The organism is Microvirga thermotolerans (assembly GCF_009363855.1).
Classification (GTDB): Bacteria; Pseudomonadota; Alphaproteobacteria; order Rhizobiales; family Beijerinckiaceae; genus Microvirga; species Microvirga thermotolerans.
Window position 1 is genome coordinate 2,441,136 of record NZ_CP045423.1, and the last position, 21,732, is coordinate 2,462,867.

General features: G+C 67.8%; 25 protein-coding genes. 3 read left to right on the top strand and 22 right to left on the bottom strand.

Features of this window, described 5'->3' with window-relative positions:
• Window positions 1–4 precede the first annotated feature (4 nt).
• Window positions 5–1,537 carry an acyl-CoA carboxylase subunit beta gene (locus GDR74_RS11395; protein WP_152586425.1) on the bottom strand — a complete coding sequence of 511 codons (1,533 nt, stop codon included), beginning with the start codon at window positions 1,535–1,537 and terminating at the stop codon, window positions 5–7.
• Window positions 1,538–1,717: 180 nt separating this feature from the next.
• On the opposite strand from GDR74_RS11395, the gene GDR74_RS11400 reads away from it, so the two are divergent.
• Complete coding sequence (locus GDR74_RS11400; RefSeq protein ID WP_152586426.1) at window positions 1,718–2,095, top strand: hypothetical protein; 378 nt, start codon at window positions 1,718–1,720, stop codon at window positions 2,093–2,095.
• A gap of 18 nt (window positions 2,096–2,113) precedes the next feature.
• Here the strand turns inward: GDR74_RS11400 and GDR74_RS11405 are convergent, their stop codons facing one another.
• The 3 genes from GDR74_RS11405 to GDR74_RS11415 all read right to left on the bottom strand — a co-directional run bounded on the left by GDR74_RS11405 (window position 2,114) and on the right by GDR74_RS11415 (window position 4,760).
• Entirely contained in the window at window positions 2,114–2,893 is a 780-nt protein-coding gene (locus GDR74_RS11405) for an ATP12 family chaperone protein (protein WP_152586427.1), read from the bottom strand.
• Between the two features lie 14 nt (window positions 2,894–2,907).
• Complete coding sequence (locus GDR74_RS11410; RefSeq protein WP_152586428.1) at window positions 2,908–3,585, bottom strand: HAD-IA family hydrolase; 678 nt, start codon at window positions 3,583–3,585, stop codon at window positions 2,908–2,910.
• 110 nt (window positions 3,586–3,695) lie between these two features.
• On the bottom strand, window positions 3,696–4,760 hold the full coding sequence (locus tag GDR74_RS11415; protein ID WP_152586429.1) for a patatin-like phospholipase family protein: 1,065 nt from the start codon (window positions 4,758–4,760) through the stop codon (window positions 3,696–3,698).
• A 172-nt stretch (window positions 4,761–4,932) separates the two neighbouring features.
• Here GDR74_RS11415 and GDR74_RS11420 point away from each other — a divergent pair, with 172 nt between their 5' ends.
• On the top strand, window positions 4,933–6,267 hold the full coding sequence (locus GDR74_RS11420) for a globin-coupled sensor protein (RefSeq protein ID WP_152586430.1): 1,335 nt from the start codon (window positions 4,933–4,935) through the stop codon (window positions 6,265–6,267).
• Between the two features lie 207 nt (window positions 6,268–6,474).
• Window positions 6,475–7,914, top strand: a complete 1,440-nt coding sequence (locus tag GDR74_RS11425) for a tetratricopeptide repeat protein (protein ID WP_152586431.1) — start codon at window positions 6,475–6,477, stop codon at window positions 7,912–7,914.
• Window positions 7,915–7,941: 27 nt separating this feature from the next.
• Here the strand turns inward: GDR74_RS11425 and GDR74_RS11430 are convergent, their stop codons facing one another.
• From GDR74_RS11430 to rplF, 18 genes are all read right to left on the bottom strand, one after another.
• On the bottom strand, window positions 7,942–8,547 hold the full coding sequence (locus GDR74_RS11430; RefSeq protein WP_152586432.1) for a GNAT family N-acetyltransferase: 606 nt from the start codon (window positions 8,545–8,547) through the stop codon (window positions 7,942–7,944).
• Between the two features lie 131 nt (window positions 8,548–8,678).
• A complete protein-coding gene (locus GDR74_RS11435; protein ID WP_194164518.1) occupies window positions 8,679–9,083 on the bottom strand; it encodes a hypothetical protein in 405 nt (134 codons plus the stop codon).
• 294 nt (window positions 9,084–9,377) lie between these two features.
• Window positions 9,378–10,607, bottom strand: a complete 1,230-nt coding sequence (locus tag GDR74_RS11440) for an RluA family pseudouridine synthase (protein ID WP_152586433.1) — start codon at window positions 10,605–10,607, stop codon at window positions 9,378–9,380.
• Between the two features lie 66 nt (window positions 10,608–10,673).
• Window positions 10,674–11,057: a fluoride efflux transporter CrcB gene (gene crcB, locus GDR74_RS11445; protein ID WP_152586434.1), complete on the bottom strand. Its 384-nt coding sequence runs from the start codon at window positions 11,055–11,057 to the stop codon at window positions 10,674–10,676.
• 29 nt (window positions 11,058–11,086) lie between these two features.
• Window positions 11,087–12,403: a replication-associated recombination protein A gene (locus GDR74_RS11450; protein WP_152586435.1), complete on the bottom strand. Its 1,317-nt coding sequence runs from the start codon at window positions 12,401–12,403 to the stop codon at window positions 11,087–11,089.
• A gap of 6 nt (window positions 12,404–12,409) precedes the next feature.
• Window positions 12,410–12,880, bottom strand: a complete 471-nt coding sequence (locus GDR74_RS11455) for a GNAT family N-acetyltransferase (protein WP_152586436.1) — start codon at window positions 12,878–12,880, stop codon at window positions 12,410–12,412.
• Complete coding sequence (locus GDR74_RS11460; protein ID WP_152586437.1) at window positions 12,877–14,283, bottom strand: Do family serine endopeptidase; 1,407 nt, start codon at window positions 14,281–14,283, stop codon at window positions 12,877–12,879. The genes GDR74_RS11455 and GDR74_RS11460 overlap by 4 nt, the downstream gene beginning before the upstream one ends.
• Before the next feature lie 151 nt (window positions 14,284–14,434).
• Complete coding sequence (rplQ, locus tag GDR74_RS11465) at window positions 14,435–14,857, bottom strand: 50S ribosomal protein L17 (RefSeq protein WP_152586438.1); 423 nt, start codon at window positions 14,855–14,857, stop codon at window positions 14,435–14,437.
• 127 nt (window positions 14,858–14,984) lie between these two features.
• Complete coding sequence (locus tag GDR74_RS11470) at window positions 14,985–16,007, bottom strand: DNA-directed RNA polymerase subunit alpha (RefSeq protein ID WP_425486923.1); 1,023 nt, start codon at window positions 16,005–16,007, stop codon at window positions 14,985–14,987.
• An 88-nt stretch (window positions 16,008–16,095) separates the two neighbouring features.
• Window positions 16,096–16,485 (bottom strand): 30S ribosomal protein S11, encoded by a 390-nt coding sequence (gene rpsK, locus GDR74_RS11475; protein WP_091136316.1) that lies wholly within the window; start codon window positions 16,483–16,485, stop codon window positions 16,096–16,098.
• A gap of 80 nt (window positions 16,486–16,565) precedes the next feature.
• Entirely contained in the window at window positions 16,566–16,934 is a 369-nt protein-coding gene (gene rpsM, locus GDR74_RS11480; protein WP_152586440.1) for a 30S ribosomal protein S13, read from the bottom strand.
• Between the two features lie 362 nt (window positions 16,935–17,296).
• Window positions 17,297–17,878, bottom strand: a complete 582-nt coding sequence (locus GDR74_RS11485) for an adenylate kinase (RefSeq protein WP_152586441.1) — start codon at window positions 17,876–17,878, stop codon at window positions 17,297–17,299.
• A 153-nt stretch (window positions 17,879–18,031) separates the two neighbouring features.
• Window positions 18,032–19,369: a preprotein translocase subunit SecY gene (gene secY / locus GDR74_RS11490; RefSeq protein WP_152586442.1), complete on the bottom strand. Its 1,338-nt coding sequence runs from the start codon at window positions 19,367–19,369 to the stop codon at window positions 18,032–18,034.
• Window positions 19,370–19,474: 105 nt separating this feature from the next.
• Window positions 19,475–19,948 (bottom strand): 50S ribosomal protein L15, encoded by a 474-nt coding sequence (gene rplO / locus GDR74_RS11495; RefSeq protein ID WP_152586443.1) that lies wholly within the window; start codon window positions 19,946–19,948, stop codon window positions 19,475–19,477.
• A gap of 10 nt (window positions 19,949–19,958) precedes the next feature.
• On the bottom strand, window positions 19,959–20,168 hold the full coding sequence (gene rpmD, locus GDR74_RS11500; protein WP_152586444.1) for a 50S ribosomal protein L30: 210 nt from the start codon (window positions 20,166–20,168) through the stop codon (window positions 19,959–19,961).
• Between the two features lie 13 nt (window positions 20,169–20,181).
• The gene (gene rpsE / locus GDR74_RS11505) at window positions 20,182–20,748 is read right to left on the bottom strand and encodes a 30S ribosomal protein S5 (protein WP_152586445.1); all 567 of its coding nucleotides are present in this window, start codon (window positions 20,746–20,748) and stop codon (window positions 20,182–20,184) included.
• Window positions 20,749–20,812: 64 nt separating this feature from the next.
• Window positions 20,813–21,175: a 50S ribosomal protein L18 gene (gene rplR, locus GDR74_RS11510; protein WP_152586446.1), complete on the bottom strand. Its 363-nt coding sequence runs from the start codon at window positions 21,173–21,175 to the stop codon at window positions 20,813–20,815.
• A gap of 12 nt (window positions 21,176–21,187) precedes the next feature.
• Entirely contained in the window at window positions 21,188–21,721 is a 534-nt protein-coding gene (gene rplF, locus GDR74_RS11515; RefSeq protein WP_152586447.1) for a 50S ribosomal protein L6, read from the bottom strand.
• Window positions 21,722–21,732 lie beyond the last annotated feature (11 nt).

The following is a 21,732-nucleotide window of genomic DNA, read 5'->3' on the forward strand; positions in this document are numbered from 1 at the left end:
GGCCCTACAACGGAATGTTGTCGTGCTTCTTCCAGGGCAGCTCCGTCTCCTTGTGCCTGAGCATGGCGAGGGCGCGGGCGATGCGGCGGCGGGTCGAGTGCGGCATGATCACCTCGTCGATGTAGCCGCGCTCCGCCGCCACGAACGGCGACATGAAGCGGTCCTCGTATTCCTTGGTGCGGGCGGCGATCTTCTCCGGATCGTCCATGTCCTGCCGGAAGATGATCTCCACCGCGCCCTTGGCGCCCATCACCGCGATCTGCGCCGTGGGCCAGGCATAGTTCACGTCGCCGCCCACGTGCTTGGAGGCCATCACGTCGTAGGCGCCGCCGAAGGCCTTGCGGGTGATCACGGTCACCAGCGGCACGGTGGCCTCGGAATAGGCGAAGAGCAGCTTCGCCCCGTGCTTGATCAGGCCGCCGTATTCCTGCGCCGTGCCGGGCAGGAAGCCGGGCACGTCCTCGAAGGTGACGATGGGGATGTTGAAGGCGTCGCAGAAGCGCACGAAGCGCGCCGCCTTGCGCGACGCGTCGGCGTCGAGGACGCCCGCGAGCACCATCGGCTGGTTGGCTACGAAGCCGACCGTGCGGCCCTCGATGCGGCCGAAGCCGGTGATGATGTTCCGGGCGAAGGCTTCCTGGATCTCGAAGAAGTCGCCCTCGTCGACGACCTTCAGGATCAGCTCCTTCATGTCGTAGGGCTTGTTGGGATTGTCCGGGATCAGGGTGTCGAGGCTTTCGTCGATCCGGTTGGGATCGTCGTAGCTCGGCCATTCCGGCACCCCGTCCATGTTGTTGGAGGGCAGGAAGTCGAGCAGGCGGCGGATCTGGAGCAGGGCCTCCACGTCGTTGTCGTAGGCACCGTCCGCCACGGAGGACTTGGTGGTGTGGATCTTGGCGCCGCCGAGCTCCTCCGACGTCACCGTCTCGTTGGTGACGGTCTTCACCACGTCGGGGCCCGTGACGAACATGTAGGAGCGGTCGCGCACCATGAAGATGAAGTCGGTCATGGCCGGCGAATAGACGTCGCCGCCCGCGCAGGGGCCCATGATGACCGAGATCTGCGGGATGACGCCCGAGGCGATCACGTTGCGCTTGAACACCTCGCCGTAGCCGCCGAGGGCCGCCACGCCCTCCTGGATGCGGGCGCCGCCCGCATCGAACAGGCCGACGATGGGGGCGCGCATCTTGAGCGCCATGTCCTGGATCTTGGTGATCTTCTGGGCATGGGCCTCGGAGAGCGAGCCGCCGAACACGGTAAAGTCCTTGGCGAAGACGAAGACCGTGCGGCCGTTGACCGTGCCCCAGCCGGTCACCACCCCGTCGCCGGGGATCTTCACCTTCTCCATCCCGAAGTCGGTCGAGCGGTGCTCGACGAACATGTCGAACTCCTCGAACGAGTTCTTGTCCAGCAGGAGCTCGATGCGCTCCCGGGCGGTGAGCTTGCCGCGCCCGTGCTGCGCCTCGATGCGCTTGGTGCCGCCGCCCAGCCGCGCCTGGGCACGCCGCTCTTCGAGCCGTTCAAGGATGTCTTTCATGGAATGAACTCTGAACGTCGGAGGAAATCGCCTTCCGCCATAGCACGGGACGGGCGCTCGGGCATCCACCCGCGCATCCCACTTTCGGGTGTTCCACGCCCATGTGCTCGGCGTCACTTCACAAAGAGTGGTCCCAACAATAAGAAGCGATTGCTATAACACTTCCAACTGGGGGCATCCATGCACAACATCCGTAACCTTTCCGCCGTCGCGCTCGCCGCCTCGCTCGCCGTCGCGGGCTGCGCGAGCCGCTCGGAGGACGTGGCCGCGTCCTACGTGTCGTCGGGCACCTACAGCAGCTACAGCTGCAAGGAGCTGGGCCAGGAGGCGCAGCGCGTCAGCGCGGCCGCCGCAGCCGCCTCGGGCGCCCAGGATTCCCAGCGGACGAAGGACGTGGTCGCCACGACCGCCGCGGTCGTGATCTTCTGGCCCGCCGCCTTCTTCGTGAGCGGGAACAACGCCCAGACGGCGGAGCTCGCCCGCCTGAAGGGGCACATGCAGGCCATCGAGGAAGCCTCCGTCCAGAAGAAGTGCGGTATCCGCTTCCAGCGGGCCTGAGGCCGTCCCGCCGCGGGATCAGGCCTGGGACAGGCGGTAGACCGTGGAGGCGGCGGCGAACTCGGCCTGCCGCCTCTTCCGGCGCTCGGACGCCTCGTAATCCTCGCCCCAGACGCTCTCCTGGTAGAGCTCGTCCACATGGGCGGCGGCCCAGGCCTCCTCGGCGTCGAGGACGCCCTCGGCATGAGCCAGGGCGATCAGCACCGAGCCGGTCAGGGTCGTCATGACATGGAGCGCCGCCAGGGCAAGCGGGGAGCCGACCTCGTCCACGACCCGGCGGATCGCGGCGATCGCCTCCTCCGGCTGGGTCACGTGCATCACGCCCTCCGCCAGGGCGAACCGCGCCCCGTGCCGCTCCCGCGCCCAGGCCAGGATCGGGTCCCAGGCGGCGGTCTGGGACCGGGCGAGGCGCTCGGGCTCGCTCATGCGATAGTAGAGAAGATCCGAGCCTGCATAGCGCACGAGATCCTCCGCCACCTCGGCCATCCGCGGCGCGACGCCGTCGAGGGCGGAATTGACGATCCGGGTGATCGGCATCGTGGAGGGGTCGATCTCCGCCCCCTGAGCGGCCCACTCGGCGGCGATGGCCTCGGCCAGGGGCCGCGAGGCGACGGCGAGCGGATGCCTGCCCGGGGTGCGGGCGCCGCGGCCGTCCAGGGTCAGGGCATGGAGCCCGTCGCGCTCCTCGACGGCGGCCTCCCTGTAGAATCGCTTGGGAAGGGTCGGCTTCATTCCCGCCTGGGCGGCGCGGATCGGGTCGGGCTCGTCGGCGGAAGGGAACCAGTCGTTGTCGCTCATGGCCATTGCCGACCTCAGGCGGCGCTGGGGGAAGCCTGCGCCAGGAAATGGCCCAGCGCCTGCTCCAGTTCCCCGTAGGAATCGACGATCAGCCTCGCGCCCGCCTCCGAAAGGGCGGACACCGGCTGGAAGCCCCAGGATACGCCCAGAGGCAGCACCCTGGCGGCGCGGGCCATCGCCATGTCGAAGCTCGAATCGCCCACCATGACCGTGTCCAGCGCCTCGGCGCCGACCTCCCCCATCGCCTGGAGAAGCATGGCGGGGTGCGGCTTCGAGGGGGCATCGTCCGCCGTCTGGACCGTCGCGAAGAGATCGCCCCAGCCGTGCCGTTCCAGGAGATGCGCCACGCCGCGCCGGGACTTGCCCGTGGCGATGCCGAGGAGCACGTCCTCGCGCCCGCTCAGCCAGCGGAGGCAGTCGAGCGCCCCCGGGAACAGCGGCTCGGCGTTGGCAGGGTCGGCCCGCAGCTCCCCGAAGGCGTCCTTGTAGGCCTCCACCATCCGCTCGACGGGTCCGTCGGGCCCCACGAGGACGGTGAACGCCTCGGCGAGGGACAGGCCGACGATGGACAGGGCCCGCTCCCGCGTGGGCGGCGGCAGCCCGACCGCGGCGAAGGCCCTGTGCTGGGCGGCGACGATGATGTTCTGGCTGTCCACCAGCGTCCCGTCCACATCGAAGATGACGAGTTTCAATGCCGTGTTCCGTCTGCTGCGGCGCGGCCCGCGAAGCGGAACCGCCCGTACCGGGGCGGCGCGGGGAAGAGAAGCGCCGCGCCCTCCATGCCCGAGCCGGACGCGGCCCGTCAAGAATAGGCGGCCCGCAGGTCCAGGGTGCTCCGCTGCCCGATGGCCGCGTAGTTCTCCGCGAGCCATTGCCGCGCGGCGGCGCGCCCGAGATCCTTCAACCGCTTGAAGAACTCCCACCTTGCGTCGAGGCGGGAGGATGCGGTGAACGCCTCGAGGGCCCGGTCCCCGTGGATCCGGTGCATCAGCACCCGCTTGTAGTCCTTCGTGGAGAGCTTGCCCTGGTCGATGAGCCGCATCACGAACTCGATGGTCCGTAGCTCGTGCAGCAGGTTGGCGTTGAAGGTGATCTCGGTCAGGCGGTTCTGGATCTCCTGGGCCGTGCGCGGCGTCTCCCGACGCTCGACGGGGTTGACCTGGACCAGGAGGACATCGTCGGTCCGCGTCTCGTAGAAGAGCGGGAACAGGGCCGGATTGCCCGTATAACCGCCATCCCAGTACGGCTCGCCGTCGATCTCGACCGCCTTGAAGATCATCGGAAGGCACGCGGAGGCCAGCACGTGATCGACCGTAAGCTCGCCGCGGCGGAAGACGTGGATCTTGCCGGTCCACACGTTGGTGGCGGTCACGAAGAGCTGCGCCTGCGTGCAGGCCCTGACGCGCGCGAAGTCGATCAGCCCGCCGAGGGCGTCCCTCAGCGGGTTGATGTCGAGGGGGTTCAGGTCGTAGGGGCTGGCCATGCGCGACCAGGCCTGCATCCAGGAATGGGCGTCGGAACCGTCGGGCGTCCAGTAGCTGAGGAAACGGTCGAACAGGGACCGCTGGACCGGGGAAAGGACCCCGTCGAGGCTCACCCGCTTCCAGAACTGCCGCAGCTGCGCCCGGGCGCCCTCCGCGCCGCCCTCGAGCCATCCTTCCAGCATGACGACCGCGTTCATGGCGCCGGCGCTGGCGCCGGTGATCGCCTCCACGGCGAGGCGGCCATCCTCCAGGATGTAATCGAGGACGCCCCAGGTGAAGGCGCCGTGGGCGCCGCCGCCCTGGAGAGCCAGCGCGACCGTCTTCTCGGCCTTAGGGCCCGCAAGGCCGCACGGGCCGACGATCTGTCCTGCGCGGCCCGTCATGGCATGCCGCCCCCTTCCTTCGTGCTTGCCGCAAGCGCGGAGCAGCTTAGCGAAAGCCCGCCCCGTGCGGAACTGCGCCTGCGGTCGGGCCGCCCAGCGGCTGCCGCAGCGTAAGACTGGATTAACTCGTGAACCTTAGATGTCCCGGCCAGACCGCCATCAGGGACCGATCATGCAGGACATCGCTTCGCTCGCGGAGAGGCTCCGCTTTCTCGGAATCGACGAGGAGGTCTGCCGGGAGCTTCGGGTGGCGTGGCAGGCGATCGCGCCCGCCCTGCCCGGCATCCTCGAACGGTTCTACGCCCATATGCACCGGGAGCCCCATCTGTCCGCCCTGATCGGGTCGCAGCAGGAGCGCCTCGTGAAGGCGCAGTCGCAGCACTGGGCCAGGCTGTTCAGCGGCAGATTCGATGCGGGCTATATGGAAAGCATCCGCCGCATCGGCCTCGTCCACAACAGGATCGGCCTGGAGCCCCGGTGGTACATCGGCGGCTACGCCTTCATTCTCAACGAGATCCTGCGGGCCGTCGCCGCCAGGCACCGGTTCGGCGGCGCCACCCTCGCGCGCCGCATGGACGCGGTGAACCGCGCCGTCATGCTCGACATGGACTACGCGATCTCGATCTACCAGGACGCCCTCGTCGAAGAGCGCCAGCGGAGGGGCATGGCCCTCGCCGAAGCCATCGCGTCCTTCTCCGGGGCGGTTCAGGAAAGCCTCCAGATTTCCGGCGAGGCGAGCGAAGCGCTTTCCGTGAGCGCCTCCACCCTCGATTCGGCGACCGGCGCCGCGAGCGCCCTTGCGGACGAGGTCACCGGCAGCGCGGAACGGACGGCGCTCAACATGCAGTCCGGCGCCGCCGCGACCGAGCAGCTCGCCGCGTCCGTGCAGGAGATCGGCAAACAGGCGAGCCGCTCCGCCGACGTGGCGCGCCATGCCCTGGAGAGCGCGGAGCGCAGCAGGGAATCGGTGGCGAGCCTCGCCGAGCAGGCGAAGGAGATCGGCGACGTGGTCGACCTGATCGATCAGATCGCGGCCCAGACCAACCTCCTCGCCCTGAACGCGACCATCGAGGCCGCCCATGCGGGCGAGGCCGGCAAGGGGTTCGCCGTGGTGGCGCAGGAGGTCAAGACGCTCGCCACCCAGACCGCGAAGGCGACGACCGAGATCGGCTCCCGCATCGCCGCGATCCAGAGCGCGACGCAGAAGAGCGCGGGCGAGATCGAGGACATCGCCCGCGTCGTCGAGGAAGTGAGCCAGATCGCGACCGCCATCGCGGCCGCGGTGGAGGAGCAGGCGGCCGTGACCGCCGACATCGCCTCGAACGTCCAGCAGACGAGCGGTCACACCCAGGTCATGGTGCGCGGAATCGAGACGCTCAACCGGTCGACCGCATCGGCGACCGCGGCGGCGCAGCAGGTGGCTCAGGCAAAGGAGACCCTCGACCGCCAGCTGATCCGCCTGCGCGACGATATCGACCGTTTCCTCGCCGCCGCGCAGGCCGCCTGAGCGGAGCGGGGCGGTCCGGCGCGGCCTATCGATTCGGCACCTTCACCGCTCCGAGCAGCATGCGCGCAAAGGCCGGCAACCGGATCGAGCTTGACCTCCATTCCGTTTCGGAAAGAATGGATCGGCTGTACCTGCAGGGCCTTTCCGTGGCTTTTTTCCGGGGTTTGCCGGGATCCGGTCATCTTCCGGTCTGGGATTGGCGTAGCCATGGACAACAGGAAACGGGTTGCCGCTGTCATCAGGGACTACATGGCGCGCGGGCGGATCTCGCGCGAGCAGTTCGCCTTCAAGACCAAGCTCGGAAAATCGACCGTCGACAAGCTGCTGATCGGGCTCTTCTCGGACAGGACGCTCTCGATCGTCGAGGCCCATACGGACTTGCCTTTGCGCGCCATGCTCGAACCCGCCGCGCAGCCGGCGCTCTCCGGCTCTCGCGGGAGCATCGCTCCGAATCCCACCGGCGAGCCGTCCATCGCCGTCCTTCCCTTCACCAACATGAGCGGCGATCCCGAGCAGGACTTCCTCGCCGACGGCATTTCCGAGGACATCATCACGGCGCTTGCCCGCCTGCGCTGGCTGCTCGTCATCGCGCGGCACTCGACCTTCGTCTACAAGGGCAAGGCCGTCGATATCCGCCAGGTCGCCCAGGATCTCGGCGTCCGTTACGTGGTGGAGGGGAGCGTCAGGACCTCCGGGCGGCGCATCCGCATCACGGCGCAGCTGATCGATGCCGTCACGGGCAAGCACATCTGGGCTGAGAAGTACGACCGCGACATGCAGGACATCTTCGCGGTGCAGGACGACATCACGGAGCACATCGTCGCCGCCGTGGAGCCCCATCTCTATGCGGAGGAGGGCTTCCGCGCCTCCACCGGCCAGCCCGACAGCGTCGACGCGTGGGGTCTCGTCGTCCGCGCCATGGGCCTCATCAACCGCATGGAACGGCGGCAGAACGAGGAGGCGCAGGTCCTTCTCCGACAGGCGCTGGCCAGGAACCCGGGCTATGCGAGGGCTCACGCCCTGCTGAGCTGGGCCGTCTGGTGGGCCGCGCATCTGAGGAACTGGTCCCCCGACAGCGAGACGGGACGCCGGGATGCCGCCGCCCACGCGCAGGACGCGCTCGCCCTGGACCCGAGCGATCCCTGGGCCCGGATGGTATTCGGACTGTGCCTCAGCACGGCCGGCCAGCATGACGGGGCGCTGATCGAGCTGGAGGCCGCGCTGAGGATCAACCCCAATTTCGCCCTGGGCCGCACGGCCTACGGGTGGGCGCTCATCAGGGCAGGACGATACGACGATGCGATCGCGCAGACCGGACGGGCCCTGCGCATGAGTCCGCTCGACAGCTTCGCGGGCTTCTACACCTCAGTCCACGGGCTCGCGCTTCTGGCCGCCCGGCGCTTCGAGGAGGCGCTTCCCTTCATGAAGTCCTCCCTCGCCGCCTTCGCGGAATATTCGGGGCACTACAACCAGCTGATCAGCTGCTGCGGGCATCTGGGCCGCATCGAGGAAGCCCGGGAATTCATCGCCGCGAGCAATCGCATCGGCCCGCCGCTGCGCGTCGGCGAGGTTCGCGAGGTGCTCGGCAAGTTCGCCCACTGCGAGGTCTTCGTGGAAGGGCTGAGAAAGGCGGGCGTGCCGGAGTGACCGAGGCGCCGTCCCGCCCTCGCGGCATCATCCGGCGTGCGCCTCGGCCCGCGCCATGCGCTCCTCGAGGCGCGCCTTCACCTCCGGCCATTCCTCGCTGACGATGCTGTAGACCACCGTGTCGCGGATATGCCCATCGGGCATGATCATGTGCCGGCGCAGGATGCCGTCGAGCTTCGCGCCCAGACGCTCGATGGCGGCGCGGGACTGGTCGTTGAGACGATGGGTGCGAAGCTCCACCGCGTTGCAGCCCAGCGCCTCGAAGGCATGCCTGAGCATCAGGAACTTCGCGTGCGTATTGACGAAGGAGCGCTGCCAGGAGCGGGCGATCCAAGTGGTGCCGATCTCGACCCGGCGGTTGGCCGCGTCGACGTTCATGTAACGGGTCGATCCCACGACCCGCTCCCCGTCGCGCACGACCGTCGTGAAGGGAAGCGCCAGTCCTGCGGCCTGAAGGTCGAGGGCTTTCCGCACGTAAGGCTCGAACTCCTCGGGACGGGGAACCGTGGTCGTCTTCTTCTCCCACAGCGCTCCGTCCTTGGCAGCCTCCGCGAAGGCCGGGACGTCGTCCAGGCTCATGGGCCGCAGGATCAGGCGGTCGGTCGCGAGCGTGACCGGCTCGATGTGAAGCATGGTTCGTTCGTCCCTTCGACGTTCGGCGGTCCTTTATCGGGACCTTCGCGGCAACAGTCAAAGGGTGCGACCAGGAGACCCGAAGGTCTCCTGATCATGGATTGTCGTCGGTCGTCCCGCTCTCGCCTGCGTCAGGTGAACAGATAGACGAAGCCCGGGAGGGTCATGGCCAGGCCGGCCAGAGCCCACGCGCCGGCGACCGGACGCCAGCCGGTTCCGTCCGTGGTGTTGCGAAGGCGCTGGGCGAAGGAGGCGGCTTCCATCGTGCGTCCGCTCAGGCAGGAGCACAAGGCATAGTGCGCCTGACCGTCCGAGAGCTCGAAGAAGTTCATGGCATCGCCGAGCCTGTCGCTCGCCAGACCTTCCGCCCGAAGCACGGGATCCTCGTAGGCGACGGAAAGCGGGGAATCGTCCACGCGGATCAGGGCCCGTTCCGCCGGGGGCTTGTACTCGATTTCACCAAGGGAGTTCAGGCGGCGCGTGGGGTTCCGCTCGAGAAGCTCGACCCAACGCTGAAGGCGCTCCTGCCGGGTCATCGACCGCGGCTGAACATCGGCTACGCTACGGAGCTGATCAAGATGCTTGTGTTCCATCGATCTTTCTCCTTGCAATGGCCCGGCCGCCCAGGCGGATGTGCCGCGAGGATGTACCGAGACGACAAATGCTGCGCCTCGGGCGCGGCAAAAGTGCGACTACGGGAAGAAAGATTCTTTCGAATTGTGGCCACGCTCGCGCATCGCGCGGACCGGAGGGCCCCGCCTTCGGCGATGCGCTTTCCCGGTAGGGAGCGCCGAGCCCGAAAGTGCAGATCCACTCTCGGGCCCGATGCTTCAGTCCTCCGGCGCGTCGACGATGGGATCGTAGCGCCCGGCATCGAAGCCGAGCAGGTTGAAGCTTTGCTGCATGTGCGGCGGGAGGGGCGCCGTCACGTCGATGGGCTTTCCCGTCCTCGGATGCGCGATCACGATGCGCCGGGCGAGGAGATGCAGCTTGTTCTGGATGCCGCCGGGCAGCTCCCAGTTCTCGATGTCGAAATACTTCGGATCGCCGACGATGGGATGGCCGATATGCGCCGTATGCGCGCGCAGCTGGTGCGTGCGGCCGGTGACGGGCTTCAGGGACACCCAGGCGAGCTTCTGCGCCGCCGTGTCGACGACGGCGTAATAGGTGAGCGCGTGGCTCGCCCCCTCCTCCCCGTGCCGAGCCACCCGCATCCGCGCATCGCCCTCCTCGCCCTCCTTCGCGAGATAGGTCGAGATGCGTCCCTGCCGCACGCGCGGCACCCCGGCGACGAGCGCCCAGTAGATCTTCCGCGTCGTGCGCGAGCGGAACGACTTCGCCATCGTCGAGGCCGCGAAGCGCGTCTTGGCGATGACGAGGCAGCCCGCCGTATCCTTGTCGAGACGGTGCACGAGGCGGGGCCGCTGCCCTTCCGCGTCCTTCATGGATTCGAGAAGCTGGTCCACATGCCGCGTGGTGCCGGAGCCGCCCTGCACGGCGAGCCCCATGGGCTTGTTGATGATGAGGACGTCCTTGTCCTCGTAGAGGGTGATCGACTTCAGGAAGTCGCGGTCGCTCTGCTCCCGCGCGGCACTGCGCGCCACGAGCTTCGGCTGTTCGAGCTTGAGGGGCGGAACGCGCACCTTCTGGCCGGGCTGGAGCCGGTCGCTCGGCTGCGCGCGCCTGCCGTCGACGCGCAGCTCTCCCTTCCGGACGATGCGCTGGATATGGGTGAAGGCGAGCTGGGGGAAACGGGCGACGAGGAACCTGTCGACCCGCATGTCGGCCTCGTCCGGTTCCACCACGAGGGTCTGAACGCCCGTCGCCAGCACCTCCTGCGCGGCCGCCTTGGCCTGGGCCCGGGTCGGTTGCCGCGGCGCTTCGGCGGGCGGCCTGGAACGCGGCGCAGGCTGCGCCTGCCGCTCCGCGGCGGGCTTTGCGCTCCGGGGCTTCCTTGCTTCGTCCTGGCGGGCGCGGCCGGTCTCGCGGGTGCGGGAGCCCTCCCGCAGGCCCGACCGTCCGCCGCGTCCGCCGTTTCGTCCTGAACCGCTCTGTCTCATGAGAGAGTGGGTAACAGAGCGCGGCCCACGCGGCAATCGACGCGTTTCCCCTCGGAGCACTACCGCTCAGGCGATGGAGCGGACGACGGCAAGGCCGCCGGCGAGCCCGCCCACGGACAGGGCGACCGAGGCCGCGGCATAGGCGAGGGCGAGACCGCCCTGCCCGCGCTCCCAAAGCAGGACCGCGTCGAGGGAGAACGAGGAGAAGGTCGTGAAGCCCCCGAGGACGCCGGTGGCCAGGAAGAGCCGCAGGGCCTGGCTCCAGTTCTCCCCGTCCTTGAAGGCAAGCCATCCGGCCAGGAGCCCCATCAGGAACGATCCGGCCACGTTCACCGTCAGCGTGCCCCAGGGAAACGCGATCCCGAAAAGCCGGGCGCAGGCGAGGTTGACGCCGTGCCGGAGCGCGCCGCCGATCCCGGCGCCGAGGAAGACGAGAAGATAAGCCTGCATGCTTCGAAGCCCCCAAGAAACGGCAGGTCCTACTCGCCCCCGCCCCGCCGCTCCTTCCGCAGCTTTTCCCACCAGTCGAGGCGCTTGCGGATCTCCCGCTCGAAGCCCCGGTCGACCGGCTCGTAGAAGTGCCGACGGCCCATCTTTTCCGGCCAGTAGTCCTGACCCGAGAAGGCGTCGGGCTCGTCGTGGTCGTAGCGGTAGTTCTCCCCGTAGCCGATGGTCTTCATGAGCTTGGTCGGGGCGTTGAGGATGGTCTTGGGCGGCATGAGGGAGCCGTTCTCCTTCGCCGCCCGCGTGGCGGCCTTGTAGGCCGTGTAGAGGGCGTTGGATTTGGGCGCCGTCGCCAGGTAGACGGCGGCCTGCGCCAGCGCGAGCTCGCCCTCGGGCGAGCCGAGGAAATCGAAGGCGTCCTTGGCCGCGTTGGCGACGACGAGGGCCTGCGGGTCCGCCATGCCGATGTCCTCCACCGCCGCCCGCACCAGGCGCCGCGCGATGAAGAGCCTGTCCTCTCCGGCGTCGAGCATGCGGGCGAGGTAGTAGAGGGCCGCGTCCGGATCGGAGCCGCGGATGGTCTTGTGCAGGGCGGAGATGAGGTTGTAGTGCCCCTCCTGTCCCTTGTCGTAGATCGGCGCGCGGCGCTGCACGATCTCCTGGAGCTGCGCCGCGTCGAAGGTCTCCCCGGGCTTCGCGGCGCGCCAGACCTCTTCCGCCAGGGTCAGAGCGGCGCGCCCGTCGCCGTCCGCCATGCGGATCAGGGAGGCGCGCGCCTCCTCGTCGAGGGGCAGGAGCCTGCCCTCGATCTCCTCCGCGCGCACGAGGATCTTCGCGATCGCCGCCTCGTCGAGGGCCCGGAACACCAGCACCCGCGCCCGGGACAGGAGCGCCGCGTTGAGCTCGAAGGACGGGTTCTCGGTGGTGGCGCCGACGAGGGTGATGGTGCCGTCCTCCATCACGGGCAGGAAGGCATCGAGCTGCGCCCGGTTGAAGCGATGGATCTCGTCCACGAAGAGCAGCGTGCCACGCCCCGTCGTGCGCCGCGCGCGGGCCGCTTCGAAAACCTTCTTGAGATCGGCGACTCCCGAGAAGATCGCCGAGATCTGCTCGAAATGCAGGTCCGTCTCGTGGGCCAGGAGGCGGGCGACCGTCGTCTTGCCCGTGCCGGGCGGCCCCCAGAAGATCAGCGACCCCAAGGATCGCGACGCGATGAGCCGCGTCAGGATGCCGTCCGGCCCGACCAGATGATCCTGTCCGACCACCTCGGACAGGACGGTGGGGCGCATCCGGTCGGCCAGGGGCCTGGGGGCGTTCCGGTCGAGGCCGGCGGATGAAAACAGGTCGCTCATGGTCGCCTATGGGGTCGGAGCCCGGCCGTTGCCCCCGCCCCCGGCGTTCAGGCGCGCATAGATGCCGGGATCCACGCGCACCATGACCCGCGCCGGGTCGGCGAGCGGCTCGAAGCCGAAGGGAGCATAGAGCCCATGGGCATCCCGCGTCACCAGCATCCAGCGGCGGAGATCCTGCAGGTCCGGATGGTCCAGGACCGCCCGGATCAGAGCCTTCCCGCCGCCCTTCCCGCGCGTGGAGGGACAGACGAACACGTCGCAGAGATAGGCGAAGGTGGCCCGGTCGGTGACGACGCGCGCGAAGCCCCGCAAGCCGCCCTGCCCGTCCCGCAGGGCGAAGCAGAGGGAGTTCTGCAGCGAACGGTCGAAGATCGGCCGGGGCAGTCCTCTCGCCCAGTAGCTCTCCTGCCCGATCCAGCGGAAGACCGTCTCGGTCTCGGCGGCGGAGAGGCCCTCGGTCACCGTCCAGGCCGTCACCGGCCGAAAACGGTGGTGAAGACCCGCCCGCCCCTGTTGATGGTGATCTCCCAATAGCCTCCGCTGCGGTTGAGGAAACGCTCGGCGTCTTTGGTGGAGGCGATGCGCTCGTCGTTGACGGCGACGATCTGGTCGCCCTTCTGGAAGCCGACGCTCGCCGCGACGCTCTGCTCGTCGAGTTCGGCGATCGCCACGCCGTCGTCCGACATGTCGATCTGCAGCTCCTCCGCCACCGCCGGCGAAATGTTGACGAGCGTCGCGCCGGCCAGCGGCGAGCGGGAGCGGATGCGCACCGGGTCCCGGGGCGGGACCTCGGGCGGCGGCGCGAGCCTGACCTGGATGCCGGTCTGCTTGCCGCCGCGCAGGACCGTCAGCGGCACCTGGCCCTGGGCCCCTTTCAGGGTGAAGCGGTAGCCGAAGGCGTCGGGGTTGTCGACGGGCTGCCCGTCCACGGCCAGGATGGCATCGCCCCGCTTCAGCCCGGCCTCCGCCGCCGGGCTGCGGTCGTAGACGGAGGTGATGAGCACGCCCGTCGGATGGTCGAGGCCGAGGCTCGTCGCGATCTCCCCGTCCACGGCCTGGAGCCGCGCCCCCAGCCAGGGCCGGACCACCCGGCGCGCGCCGCTCTTCGCCGAGTTCAGCACGACCTTGACCATGCTGGAGGGAATGGCGAAGCCGATGCCGATGCTGCCGCCGGAGCGGGAGTAGATCGCCGTGTTGATGCCCACGAGCCGTCCGCCCATGTCGATGAGCGCGCCGCCCGAATTGCCCGGATTGATGGCCGCGTCGGTCTGAATGAAGAACTGATAGTCGGAGATGCCGACCTGCGTGCGGGCCAGGGCCGACACGATGCCCTGGGTCACGGTCTGCCCGACGCCGAAGGGGTTGCCGACGGCGAGCACGATGTCCCCGACTTGGAGGGCCTCCGAATCGCCGATCTCGATGGCCTTGAGGCTGGTGGCCCCCTTCAGCTTGAGCACGGCGAGGTCGATGCGCGGGTCGCGCAGGACGATGTCCGCCTCGAACTCCCGCCGGTCGGCCAGGGCGACCTTCACCTCGTTCATGTTCTCGATCACGTGGTTGTTGGTGATCACGAGGCCCGAAGGGTCGACGATGACGCCGGAGCCGAGGGAACTCTGAGACCGCCCCGGCGGAAGGCCGGGCGCGCCGTCGCCGAAGAAGCGCCGGAAGAACTCCTCCATCGCCGCGTTCTGCCGGCGGTCCGAACGGGTGGCATAGACGTTCACCACTGCCCCGGCAGTCTCGCGGACGACAGGCGCGAAGGAGAGCTGGACCTGCGCCCGGCTCGTCGGGACGGCGCGGTCCTGGGCGTGAGCCCCCGCGGCACCGAGACAAGCGACGGCCAAGACGATGAGCGAACGGCGGATGGGGAGAAATCGCATGGGACGAATCCGTTCAGGTGATGCGCCTTGATAGAACCTGGGGGCGAAAGCGCCAAATTCCAGGACCGCAGGCCTTTCGATTCCGCGCGGCTTCGCCAAAGAAAAAGGCGGCCCGGAGGCCGCCTCGTGTGGCTCGCATGCACCGCCTCGATCAGGCGGCGCTCTCGACGACCTCTTCCTTCTGGGTCGGGCCCGAGTCCTGGCCGCGCGCATCCACGTCGCGGTCCACGAACTCGATCACCGCCATCGGGGCGTTGTCGCCGTAACGGAAGCCGGCCTTGAGGACGCGGGTGTAGCCGCCCTGGCGGTCCTTGTAGCGCGGGCCGAGAACGGCGAAGAGCTTCTTCACCATGTCCTCGTCACGGAGCTGGGCCGCAGCCTGGCGGCGGGCATGCAGGTCGCCGCGCTTGCCGAGGGTGATGAGCTTCTCGACGACGGGGCGCAGGTCCTTCGCCTTCGGAAGGGTGGTGACGATCTGCTCGTGCTTGATCAGCGCAGCCGCCATATTGGCGAACATGGCCTTACGATGTTCGGACGTGCGGTTGAACCGACGGCCGCGGAATCCGTGACGCATGGCTTTCTCCTTGATCTTCCGGCCGCCGTGCCAAGGGACGACCGTCTCTCTTCTTCATGGCGAGCGGCGAATGGCGCGTGGCGAACGGTCGATGCCCGTTCGCCCTTCGCTCTTCCCCATTCGCCTCTCAGTAATGCTCTTCGAAGCGCTTGGCGAGATCTTCGATGTTCTCCGGCGGCCAGCCCGGCACGTCCATGCCGAGGTGCAGGCCCATGGAGGCCAGGACCTCCTTGATCTCGTTGAGCGACTTGCGGCCGAAGTTCGGGGTGCGGAGCATCTCCGCCTCGGACTTCTGGATGAGGTCGCCGATATAGACGATGTTGTCGTTCTTCAGGCAGTTCGCCGAGCGGACCGACAGCTCGAGCTCGTCCACCTTCTTGAGCAGCGCAGGGTTGAACGGCAGCTGCGGCGCGGCGGCGGCAGCCTCCTCCTTGCGGGGCTCCTCGAAGTTGACGAAGACCTGGAGCTGGTCCTGAAGGATGCGGGCCGCATAGGCCACGGCGTCCTCCGGCGACACGGCGCCGTTGGTCTCGACGGTCATGATCAGCTTGTCGTAGTCGAGAATCTGGCCCTCGCGGGTGTTCTCGATGCGGTACGAGACCTTCTTGACCGGGCTGTAGAGCGAGTCGACCGGGATGAGGCCGATGGGGGCGTCCTCGGCGCGGTTGCGCTCGGCCGGAACGTAGCCCTTGCCGGTGTCGACGGTGAACTCCATGCGGATCTCGGCGCCCTCGTCCAGGGTGCACAGGACCAGCTCGGGATTGAGGATCTGAACGTCGCCGACCGTGTTGATGTCGCCCGCGGTGACCAGGCCCGGGCCTGTCTTGCGCAGGGTCATGCGCTTCGGACCCTCGCTCTGCATCTTGATGGCGATGGTCTTCACGTTGAGGACGATGTCCGTCACGTCCTCGCGGACGCCCGGGATCGACGAGAACTCGTGCAGCACGCCGTCGATGTGGATCGACGTCACCGCCGCGCCCTGGAGGGACGACAGCAGCACGCGGCGCAGGGAGTTGCCGAGGGTCGTACCGAAGCCGCGCTCGAGCGGCTCGGCCACGATCGTCGCGATGCGCTTCGGATCGTCGCCGGGAGAGACCTCGAGCTTGTTCGGCTTAATCAGCTCTTGCCAGTTCTTTTGGATCACAACCACACCTCTTGCAGGTACGGCTTGAAGGGCGGGACGGGCCCACCCTTGAAACCGAAGCGCGCGCGGGGCTTCCCCCACGCGCCGGACGACCTTAGACGCGACGACGCTTGCGCGGACGGCAGCCGTTGTGCGGGATCGGGGTCACGTCACGGATCGAGGTGACGGTGAAGCCCGCCGACTGGAGGGCGCGCAGGGCCGACTCGCGGCCGGAACCGGGACCGGAGACCTCGACCTCGAGGGTGCGCATGCCGTGCTCGGCGGCCTTGCGGGCGGCGTCCTCGGCCGCGACCTGGGCGGCGTAGGGGGTCGACTTGCGCGAACCCTTGAAGCCCATCGCGCCGGCGGACGACCAGGAGATCGTGTTGCCCTGGGCGTCGGTGATGGTGATCATCGTGTTGTTGAACGAGGCGTTCACGTGGGCGACGCCGGACACGATGTTCTTGCGTTCGCGACGGCGGACGCGGGTAGCTTCCTTAGCCATACTTCAAGTCCTTCAAACGCGCCCGTGATGCCAGGCGCTCGGGAGAAAGGCCGCGTCCGAGGACGCGGCGACGGGGAAATTTACTTCTTCTTGCCGGCGATCGGCTTCGCCTTGCCCTTGCGGGTGCGGGCGTTCGTGTGGGTGCGCTGGCCGCGGACCGGGAGGGAGCGGCGGTGACGCAGGCCGCGATAGACGCCCAGGTCCATCAGGCGCTTGATGTTCATGGAGACTTCGCGACGCAAGTCGCCTTCCACGATGTAGTCGCGGTCGATGGTCTCGCGGATCTGCAGCACTTCGGCGTCGGTGAGCTGGTTCACGCGGCGCTCGGCCGGGATGTTCACCTTCTCGACGATCTCCTGGGCCTTCTTGGGCCCGATGCCGTGGATGTACTGGAGCGCGATCACGACGCGCTTGTTGGTCGGAATGTTGACGCCTGCAATACGGGCCATCGTCCATCTCCATGTGGCGAAGCGTGAAGCTTCGGTGGTGTTGTCGCGCGTCCGGTGGAGGCCGGCCCTTGCGCGGGTTTATGAGAACACAACAATGCGGAGCGGCCCCTGGTGAAGCCCTCCGGATCGCGTCTTCTTTTGCGAGAAGCGGTTGCCTAGCGCATCGGGGAAGGTGCGTCAAGGGGTTTGGCGATCCATTGGACGGGCATCATGGTCGCATTGGCCCGGACGCCCTCCTTTCCGGGCAGGTCAACCGCCCGATATTACGTTCGGCCAATACATGGGCAGGCGTATGCCGTCACGCGGCAGGCCAGAACAGAGCCCTAACCCAGCCCTCGAAGGGGCCGCTCGGGCCCCTGCCCTCACCGGCCGAGGATCTTCTTGATGTCCTCGGTCACCTCGTCGATGGACTTCATGCCGTCCACGGTCTTGAGCTGCCCCTTGCCCGCATAATAGGCGGAAAGCGGAGCCGTCTGGGTCCGATAGGCCCCGAGACGGGTCTTGAAGACGTCCGGGTTGTCGTCCTTGCGGACGGGCTCGCCGCGGGCTTCGGCCTCCTTGGCGCGCTTGACGATGCGCTCCACGAGCTCGGCCTCGTTGACCTTGAATTCGATGACGGCGTCGAGCTTGAGGCCCTTGCGCTGCAGCATCGCATCGAACGCCTCGGCCTGCGCGACCGTGCGCGGGAAACCGTCGAGGATGAAGCCGCTGCGGGCGTCCGGCTCCTCGATTCGGTCGGCGATGATGCCCACCACCACCTCGTCCGGCACCAGGTCGCCGCGGTCCATGATCTCCTTGGCCTTGAGGCCGACCGGGGTTCCGGCGGCCACGGCCGCGCGGAGCATGTCGCCGGTCGAGAGCTGCGGAACCCCCAGGCGCTCGACCATGCGTACCGCCTGCGTGCCTTTTCCGGCTCCAGGCGGCCCCAGCAGAATGATTCTCATCGACGTCCCCCTGATTTCGTCGAGCCCCCGCCCTCCGGCGGAGCGAACGCTCGGAGCGGCGGACATGAACGCGAGCTCACGTCCGATGCTCCAAGTTTCTGATCTTGAGCATCTTTCCGCGCAAGACCGGCCCCCAGTTTCGCGCTCGATGCCCTAGCGCCGTCTGGCGCCCCTGAGCTTGGCCTTCTTCACCAGCCCTTCGTACTGGTGGGCGAGCAGATGGCCATGGACCTGAGCCACCGTGTCCATCGTCACCGAGACCACGATCAGGAGCGAGGTGCCGCCGAAGTAGAACGGCAGGGCCGCATACGAGACCAGGAACTCGGGAATCAGACAGATGATGACAAGGTAAGCTGCACCGAGGACGGTGATGCGTGTCAACACCTGATCGATGAACTCGGCAGTGCGCTCGCCGGGGCGGATGCCCGGGATGAAGCCGCCGTGCTTCTTCAGGTTGTCCGCCGTCTCCTGCGGGTTGAACACGATGGCCGTGTAGAAGAACGCGAAGAAGACGATCAGCGCCGCGTAGAGGAACATGTAGGCCGGGCGCCCGTGGCCGAGATAGGCGGTCAGGGTCGCGATGAAGCCGGTTCCGTCGGTCGAGGTCTGGAAGCTGGCGATGGTGGCCGGCAGGAGCAAAAGCGAGGAGGCGAAGATCGGCGGAATGACGCCGGAGGTGTTGAGCTTGAGCGGCAGGAACGAGGTCTGCCCCTCGTACATGCGGTTGCCGACCTGGCGCTTGGGATAGTTGATCAGCAGCCGCCGCTGGGCACGCTCCATGAACACCACAAAGTAGATGATGAGCACGGCCATGACCAGCACGCCGAGGATGATCGGCGTCGAGATGGCGCCCTGGCGGCCGAGCTCGAGGGTCCCGGCAATGGCCTGCGGCAGGTTTGCGACGATGCCGGCGAAGATGATGAGCGAGGTGCCGTTGCCGATGCCCCGGGAGGTGATCTGCTCGCCGAGCCACATGAGGAACATGGTGCCGCCGGTCAGGGTGATCACGGCGGAGATGAGGAAGAACGGCCCGGGTGCGCTCACGATGCTGCCGGAGCTCTGCAGGCCGACCGCGATGCCCCAGGACTGGAACACGGCGAGCAGGACGGTGAGGTAGCGGGTGTACTGGTTGAGGATCTTGCGGCCCGCCTCCCCTTCCTTCTTCAGCGCCTCCAGGGAGGGAAGCACCGAGGTGAGGAGCTGCACGATGATCGAGGCCGAGATGTAGGGCATGATGTTCAGGGCGAAGATCGCCATGCGCTCCACGGCGCCGCCCGAGAACATGTTGAAGAGGCCGAGGACGCCGCCGCTGGCGCTCTGGAAGCTCTGCCGCAGGGCCTCCGGGTTGATCCCCGGCAGCGGAATGTACGTGCCGAGCCGGTAGATCAGCAGCGCACCGAGAGTGAACCAAATGCGCTTCTTCAATTCCTCGGCTTTGGCGATCGCGCCGAAATTGATGTTGGCGGCAAGTTGCTCGGCTGCTGAAGCCATGGGTCTCGTCCTTGACTGACTGGATACGTGATCGGCGTCACGCAAACGGCGGCCTCACGATCAGACGCGGGCCGCCGCTTGGATCTTCTCGATGTAAGCCTCGGCTTACGCCTGTGCAACGGCACCCAGGAGGGTCACCGAACCGCCGGCCTTCTCGATCGCCTCGACGGCCGACTTGGACGCGCCGGCCACCTGGAAGGAGAGCTTCGCCTTCAGCTCGCCCTGGCCCAGGATCTTCACGCCGTCGCGCGGCTTGGACAGCACGCCGGCGGCGACCAGGGTGTCGACGGTGATCGGCGCGCTCTGGTCGAGCTTGCCGGCTTCCACCGCCTGCTGGATGCGGCCGAGGTTGACCTCGTTGAGGTCGCGGGCGTTCGGGTTGTTGAAGCCGCGCTTCGGCAGGCGCCGGTGAAGCGGCATCTGGCCGCCCTCGAAGCCCTTGATGGACACGCCGGTGCGGGACTTCTGACCCTTGACGCCGCGGCCGCCGGTCTTGCCCTTGCCGGAGCCGATGCCGCGTCCGACGCGCATCCGGTTCTTCGTGGCGCCTTCGTTGTCACGAATTTCGTTGAGTTTCATGACGCTCTCCTCACTGCCCGTCGACAACGCGCACGAGGTGCTTGACCTTCTCGATCATGCCGCGCACCGCCGGGGTGTCGACAAGGGTCGAGGTCCGATGAAGCTTGTTGAGCTTCAGGCCGATCAGCGTCTGGCGCTGCTTGGCCTCGCGACGGATCGGGGATCCGATCTGCTCAACGGTGATGGTTTTCGCCGTCTCGGCGGCAGGCTTCTTCGCCATGGATCGGCCTCCCTTACGCTTCGGCGCCGACGTCGGCGTCGGACGTATCGCGGCGGCGGGCCTGCAGCGTCGAGACCTTGAGGCCACGGCGGGCGGCGACGGCGCGCGGGCTGTCCTCGTTCTTCAGCGCATCGAAGGTCGCGCGGACGAGGTTGTAGGGGTTGGACGAGCCGAGCGACTTCGCCACCACGTCCTGCATGCCGACCGTCTCGAAGACGGCGCGCATCGGGCCGCCGGCGATGATGCCGGTACCCTGGGGAGCGGCGCGCAGGATGACGCGGCCGGCGCCGTGGCGCCCCTTCACGTCGTGGTGCAGGGTGCGGCCCTCGCGCAGCGCCACGCGGATCATCGACCGCTTGGCGGCGTCGGTGGCCTTGCGGATCGCCTCCGGCACCTCGCGGGCCTTGCCGTGGCCGAAGCCGACGCGGCCCTTCTGGTCGCCGACCACCACCAGGGCGGCAAAGCCGAAGCGCCGGCCGCCCTTCACGACTTTCGCGACGCGGTTGATGTGGACAAGCCGGTCGACGAATTCGCTGTCGCGCTCTTCGCGATCAGCACGTTCTCTGGGTTCTCTCGCCATGAGACCTCTCACTTGCGCGGGCGGCGGGCCCGCTCGCTAAGGGTGTTTCGACAACTACCCGCCGTTAGAAATCCAGACCGCCTTCACGGGCGGCGTCGGCCAGGGCCTTGACGCGACCGTGATAGAGATAGCCGCCGCGGTCGAAGACGACGTTCTTCACGCCGGCCTTGGTCGCGCGCTCGGCCACGAGCTTGCCGACTTCCTTCGCCGCCTCGACGGTGGCGCCGGTCTTCAGCTTGGCCCGCATGTCCTTCTCGAGGGTCGAGGCGGACGCGAGGGTCACGCCGCGCTCGTCATCGATGACCTGGGCATAGATCTGCTTCGACGAACGGAAGACCGACAAACGCGGACGGCCATTCGCTGCCTTACGGATCGCACGGCGTACCCGAGCCTTGCGGCGATCTTCGGCGCCCTTCTTCTCAGCCATGATACGTCGTCCTTACTTCTTCTTGCCTTCCTTGCGGAAGATGAACTCGTCGGCATACTTGACGCCCTTGCCCTTGTAGGGCTCCGGACCGCGATACTCGCGGATCTCGGCGGCGGTCTGGCCGACCTTCTGCTTGTCGATGCCGGCGACGACCACCTCCGTGGGCTTCGGCGTCGTGATGGTGACGCCCGCCGGGATCTCGTAGTCGATGTCGTGGCTGTAGCCGAGGGACAGCTTCAGCACCTTGCCCGCAACGGCGGCGCGGTAGCCGACGCCGTTGATCTCAAGGCGCTTCTCGAACCCCTTGGACACGCCCTCCACCAGGTTCGCGACCTGGGCGCGGGACATGCCCCACTTGGCGCGGGCGGTCTTGGACTCGTCGCGGGGGCTCACCGTCACGGCGCCGTTCTCAAGGGCGACCGAGACCTCCTCGGGGACCAGGAACGACAGCTCGCCCTTGGAGCCCTTCACCTTCACCATCTGACCGTCGACGGTCGCCGTCACTCCGGACGGGATCTGGACGGGCTTCTTGCCTACTCGAGACATTCTGTAATCTC

Excerpts from the sequence above, each read along its gene's own strand:
- GDR74_RS11395 (WP_152586425.1), bottom strand. The coding sequence starts at position 1,537 with ATGAAAGACATCCTTGAACGGCTCGAAGAGCGGCGTGCCCAGGCGCGG.
- GDR74_RS11400 (WP_152586426.1), top strand. The coding sequence starts at position 1,718 with ATGCACAACATCCGTAACCTTTCCGCCGTCGCGCTCGCCGCCTCGCTC.
- GDR74_RS11405 (WP_152586427.1), bottom strand. The coding sequence starts at position 2,893 with ATGAGCGACAACGACTGGTTCCCTTCCGCCGACGAGCCCGACCCGATC.
- GDR74_RS11415 (WP_152586429.1), bottom strand. The coding sequence starts at position 4,760 with ATGACGGGCCGCGCAGGACAGATCGTCGGCCCGTGCGGCCTTGCGGGC.
- GDR74_RS11420 (WP_152586430.1), top strand. The coding sequence starts at position 4,933 with ATGCAGGACATCGCTTCGCTCGCGGAGAGGCTCCGCTTTCTCGGAATC.
- GDR74_RS11425 (WP_152586431.1), top strand. The coding sequence starts at position 6,475 with ATGGACAACAGGAAACGGGTTGCCGCTGTCATCAGGGACTACATGGCG.
- GDR74_RS11430 (WP_152586432.1), bottom strand. The coding sequence starts at position 8,547 with ATGCTTCACATCGAGCCGGTCACGCTCGCGACCGACCGCCTGATCCTG.
- GDR74_RS11435 (WP_194164518.1), bottom strand. The coding sequence starts at position 9,083 with ATGACCCGGCAGGAGCGCCTTCAGCGTTGGGTCGAGCTTCTCGAGCGG.
- GDR74_RS11440 (WP_152586433.1), bottom strand. The coding sequence starts at position 10,607 with ATGAGACAGAGCGGTTCAGGACGAAACGGCGGACGCGGCGGACGGTCG.
- crcB (WP_152586434.1), bottom strand. The coding sequence starts at position 11,057 with ATGCAGGCTTATCTTCTCGTCTTCCTCGGCGCCGGGATCGGCGGCGCG.
- GDR74_RS11450 (WP_152586435.1), bottom strand. The coding sequence starts at position 12,403 with ATGAGCGACCTGTTTTCATCCGCCGGCCTCGACCGGAACGCCCCCAGG.
- GDR74_RS11460 (WP_152586437.1), bottom strand. The coding sequence starts at position 14,283 with ATGCGATTTCTCCCCATCCGCCGTTCGCTCATCGTCTTGGCCGTCGCT.
- rplQ (WP_152586438.1), bottom strand. The coding sequence starts at position 14,857 with ATGCGTCACGGATTCCGCGGCCGTCGGTTCAACCGCACGTCCGAACAT.
- rpsK (WP_091136316.1), bottom strand. The coding sequence starts at position 16,485 with ATGGCTAAGGAAGCTACCCGCGTCCGCCGTCGCGAACGCAAGAACATC.
- rpsM (WP_152586440.1), bottom strand. The coding sequence starts at position 16,934 with ATGGCCCGTATTGCAGGCGTCAACATTCCGACCAACAAGCGCGTCGTG.
- GDR74_RS11485 (WP_152586441.1), bottom strand. The coding sequence starts at position 17,878 with ATGAGAATCATTCTGCTGGGGCCGCCTGGAGCCGGAAAAGGCACGCAG.
- secY (WP_152586442.1), bottom strand. The coding sequence starts at position 19,369 with ATGGCTTCAGCAGCCGAGCAACTTGCCGCCAACATCAATTTCGGCGCG.
- rplO (WP_152586443.1), bottom strand. The coding sequence starts at position 19,948 with ATGAAACTCAACGAAATTCGTGACAACGAAGGCGCCACGAAGAACCGG.
- rpmD (WP_152586444.1), bottom strand. The coding sequence starts at position 20,168 with ATGGCGAAGAAGCCTGCCGCCGAGACGGCGAAAACCATCACCGTTGAG.
- rpsE (WP_152586445.1), bottom strand. The coding sequence starts at position 20,748 with ATGGCGAGAGAACCCAGAGAACGTGCTGATCGCGAAGAGCGCGACAGC.
- rplR (WP_152586446.1), bottom strand. The coding sequence starts at position 21,175 with ATGGCTGAGAAGAAGGGCGCCGAAGATCGCCGCAAGGCTCGGGTACGC.
- rplF (WP_152586447.1), bottom strand. The coding sequence starts at position 21,721 with ATGTCTCGAGTAGGCAAGAAGCCCGTCCAGATCCCGTCCGGAGTGACG.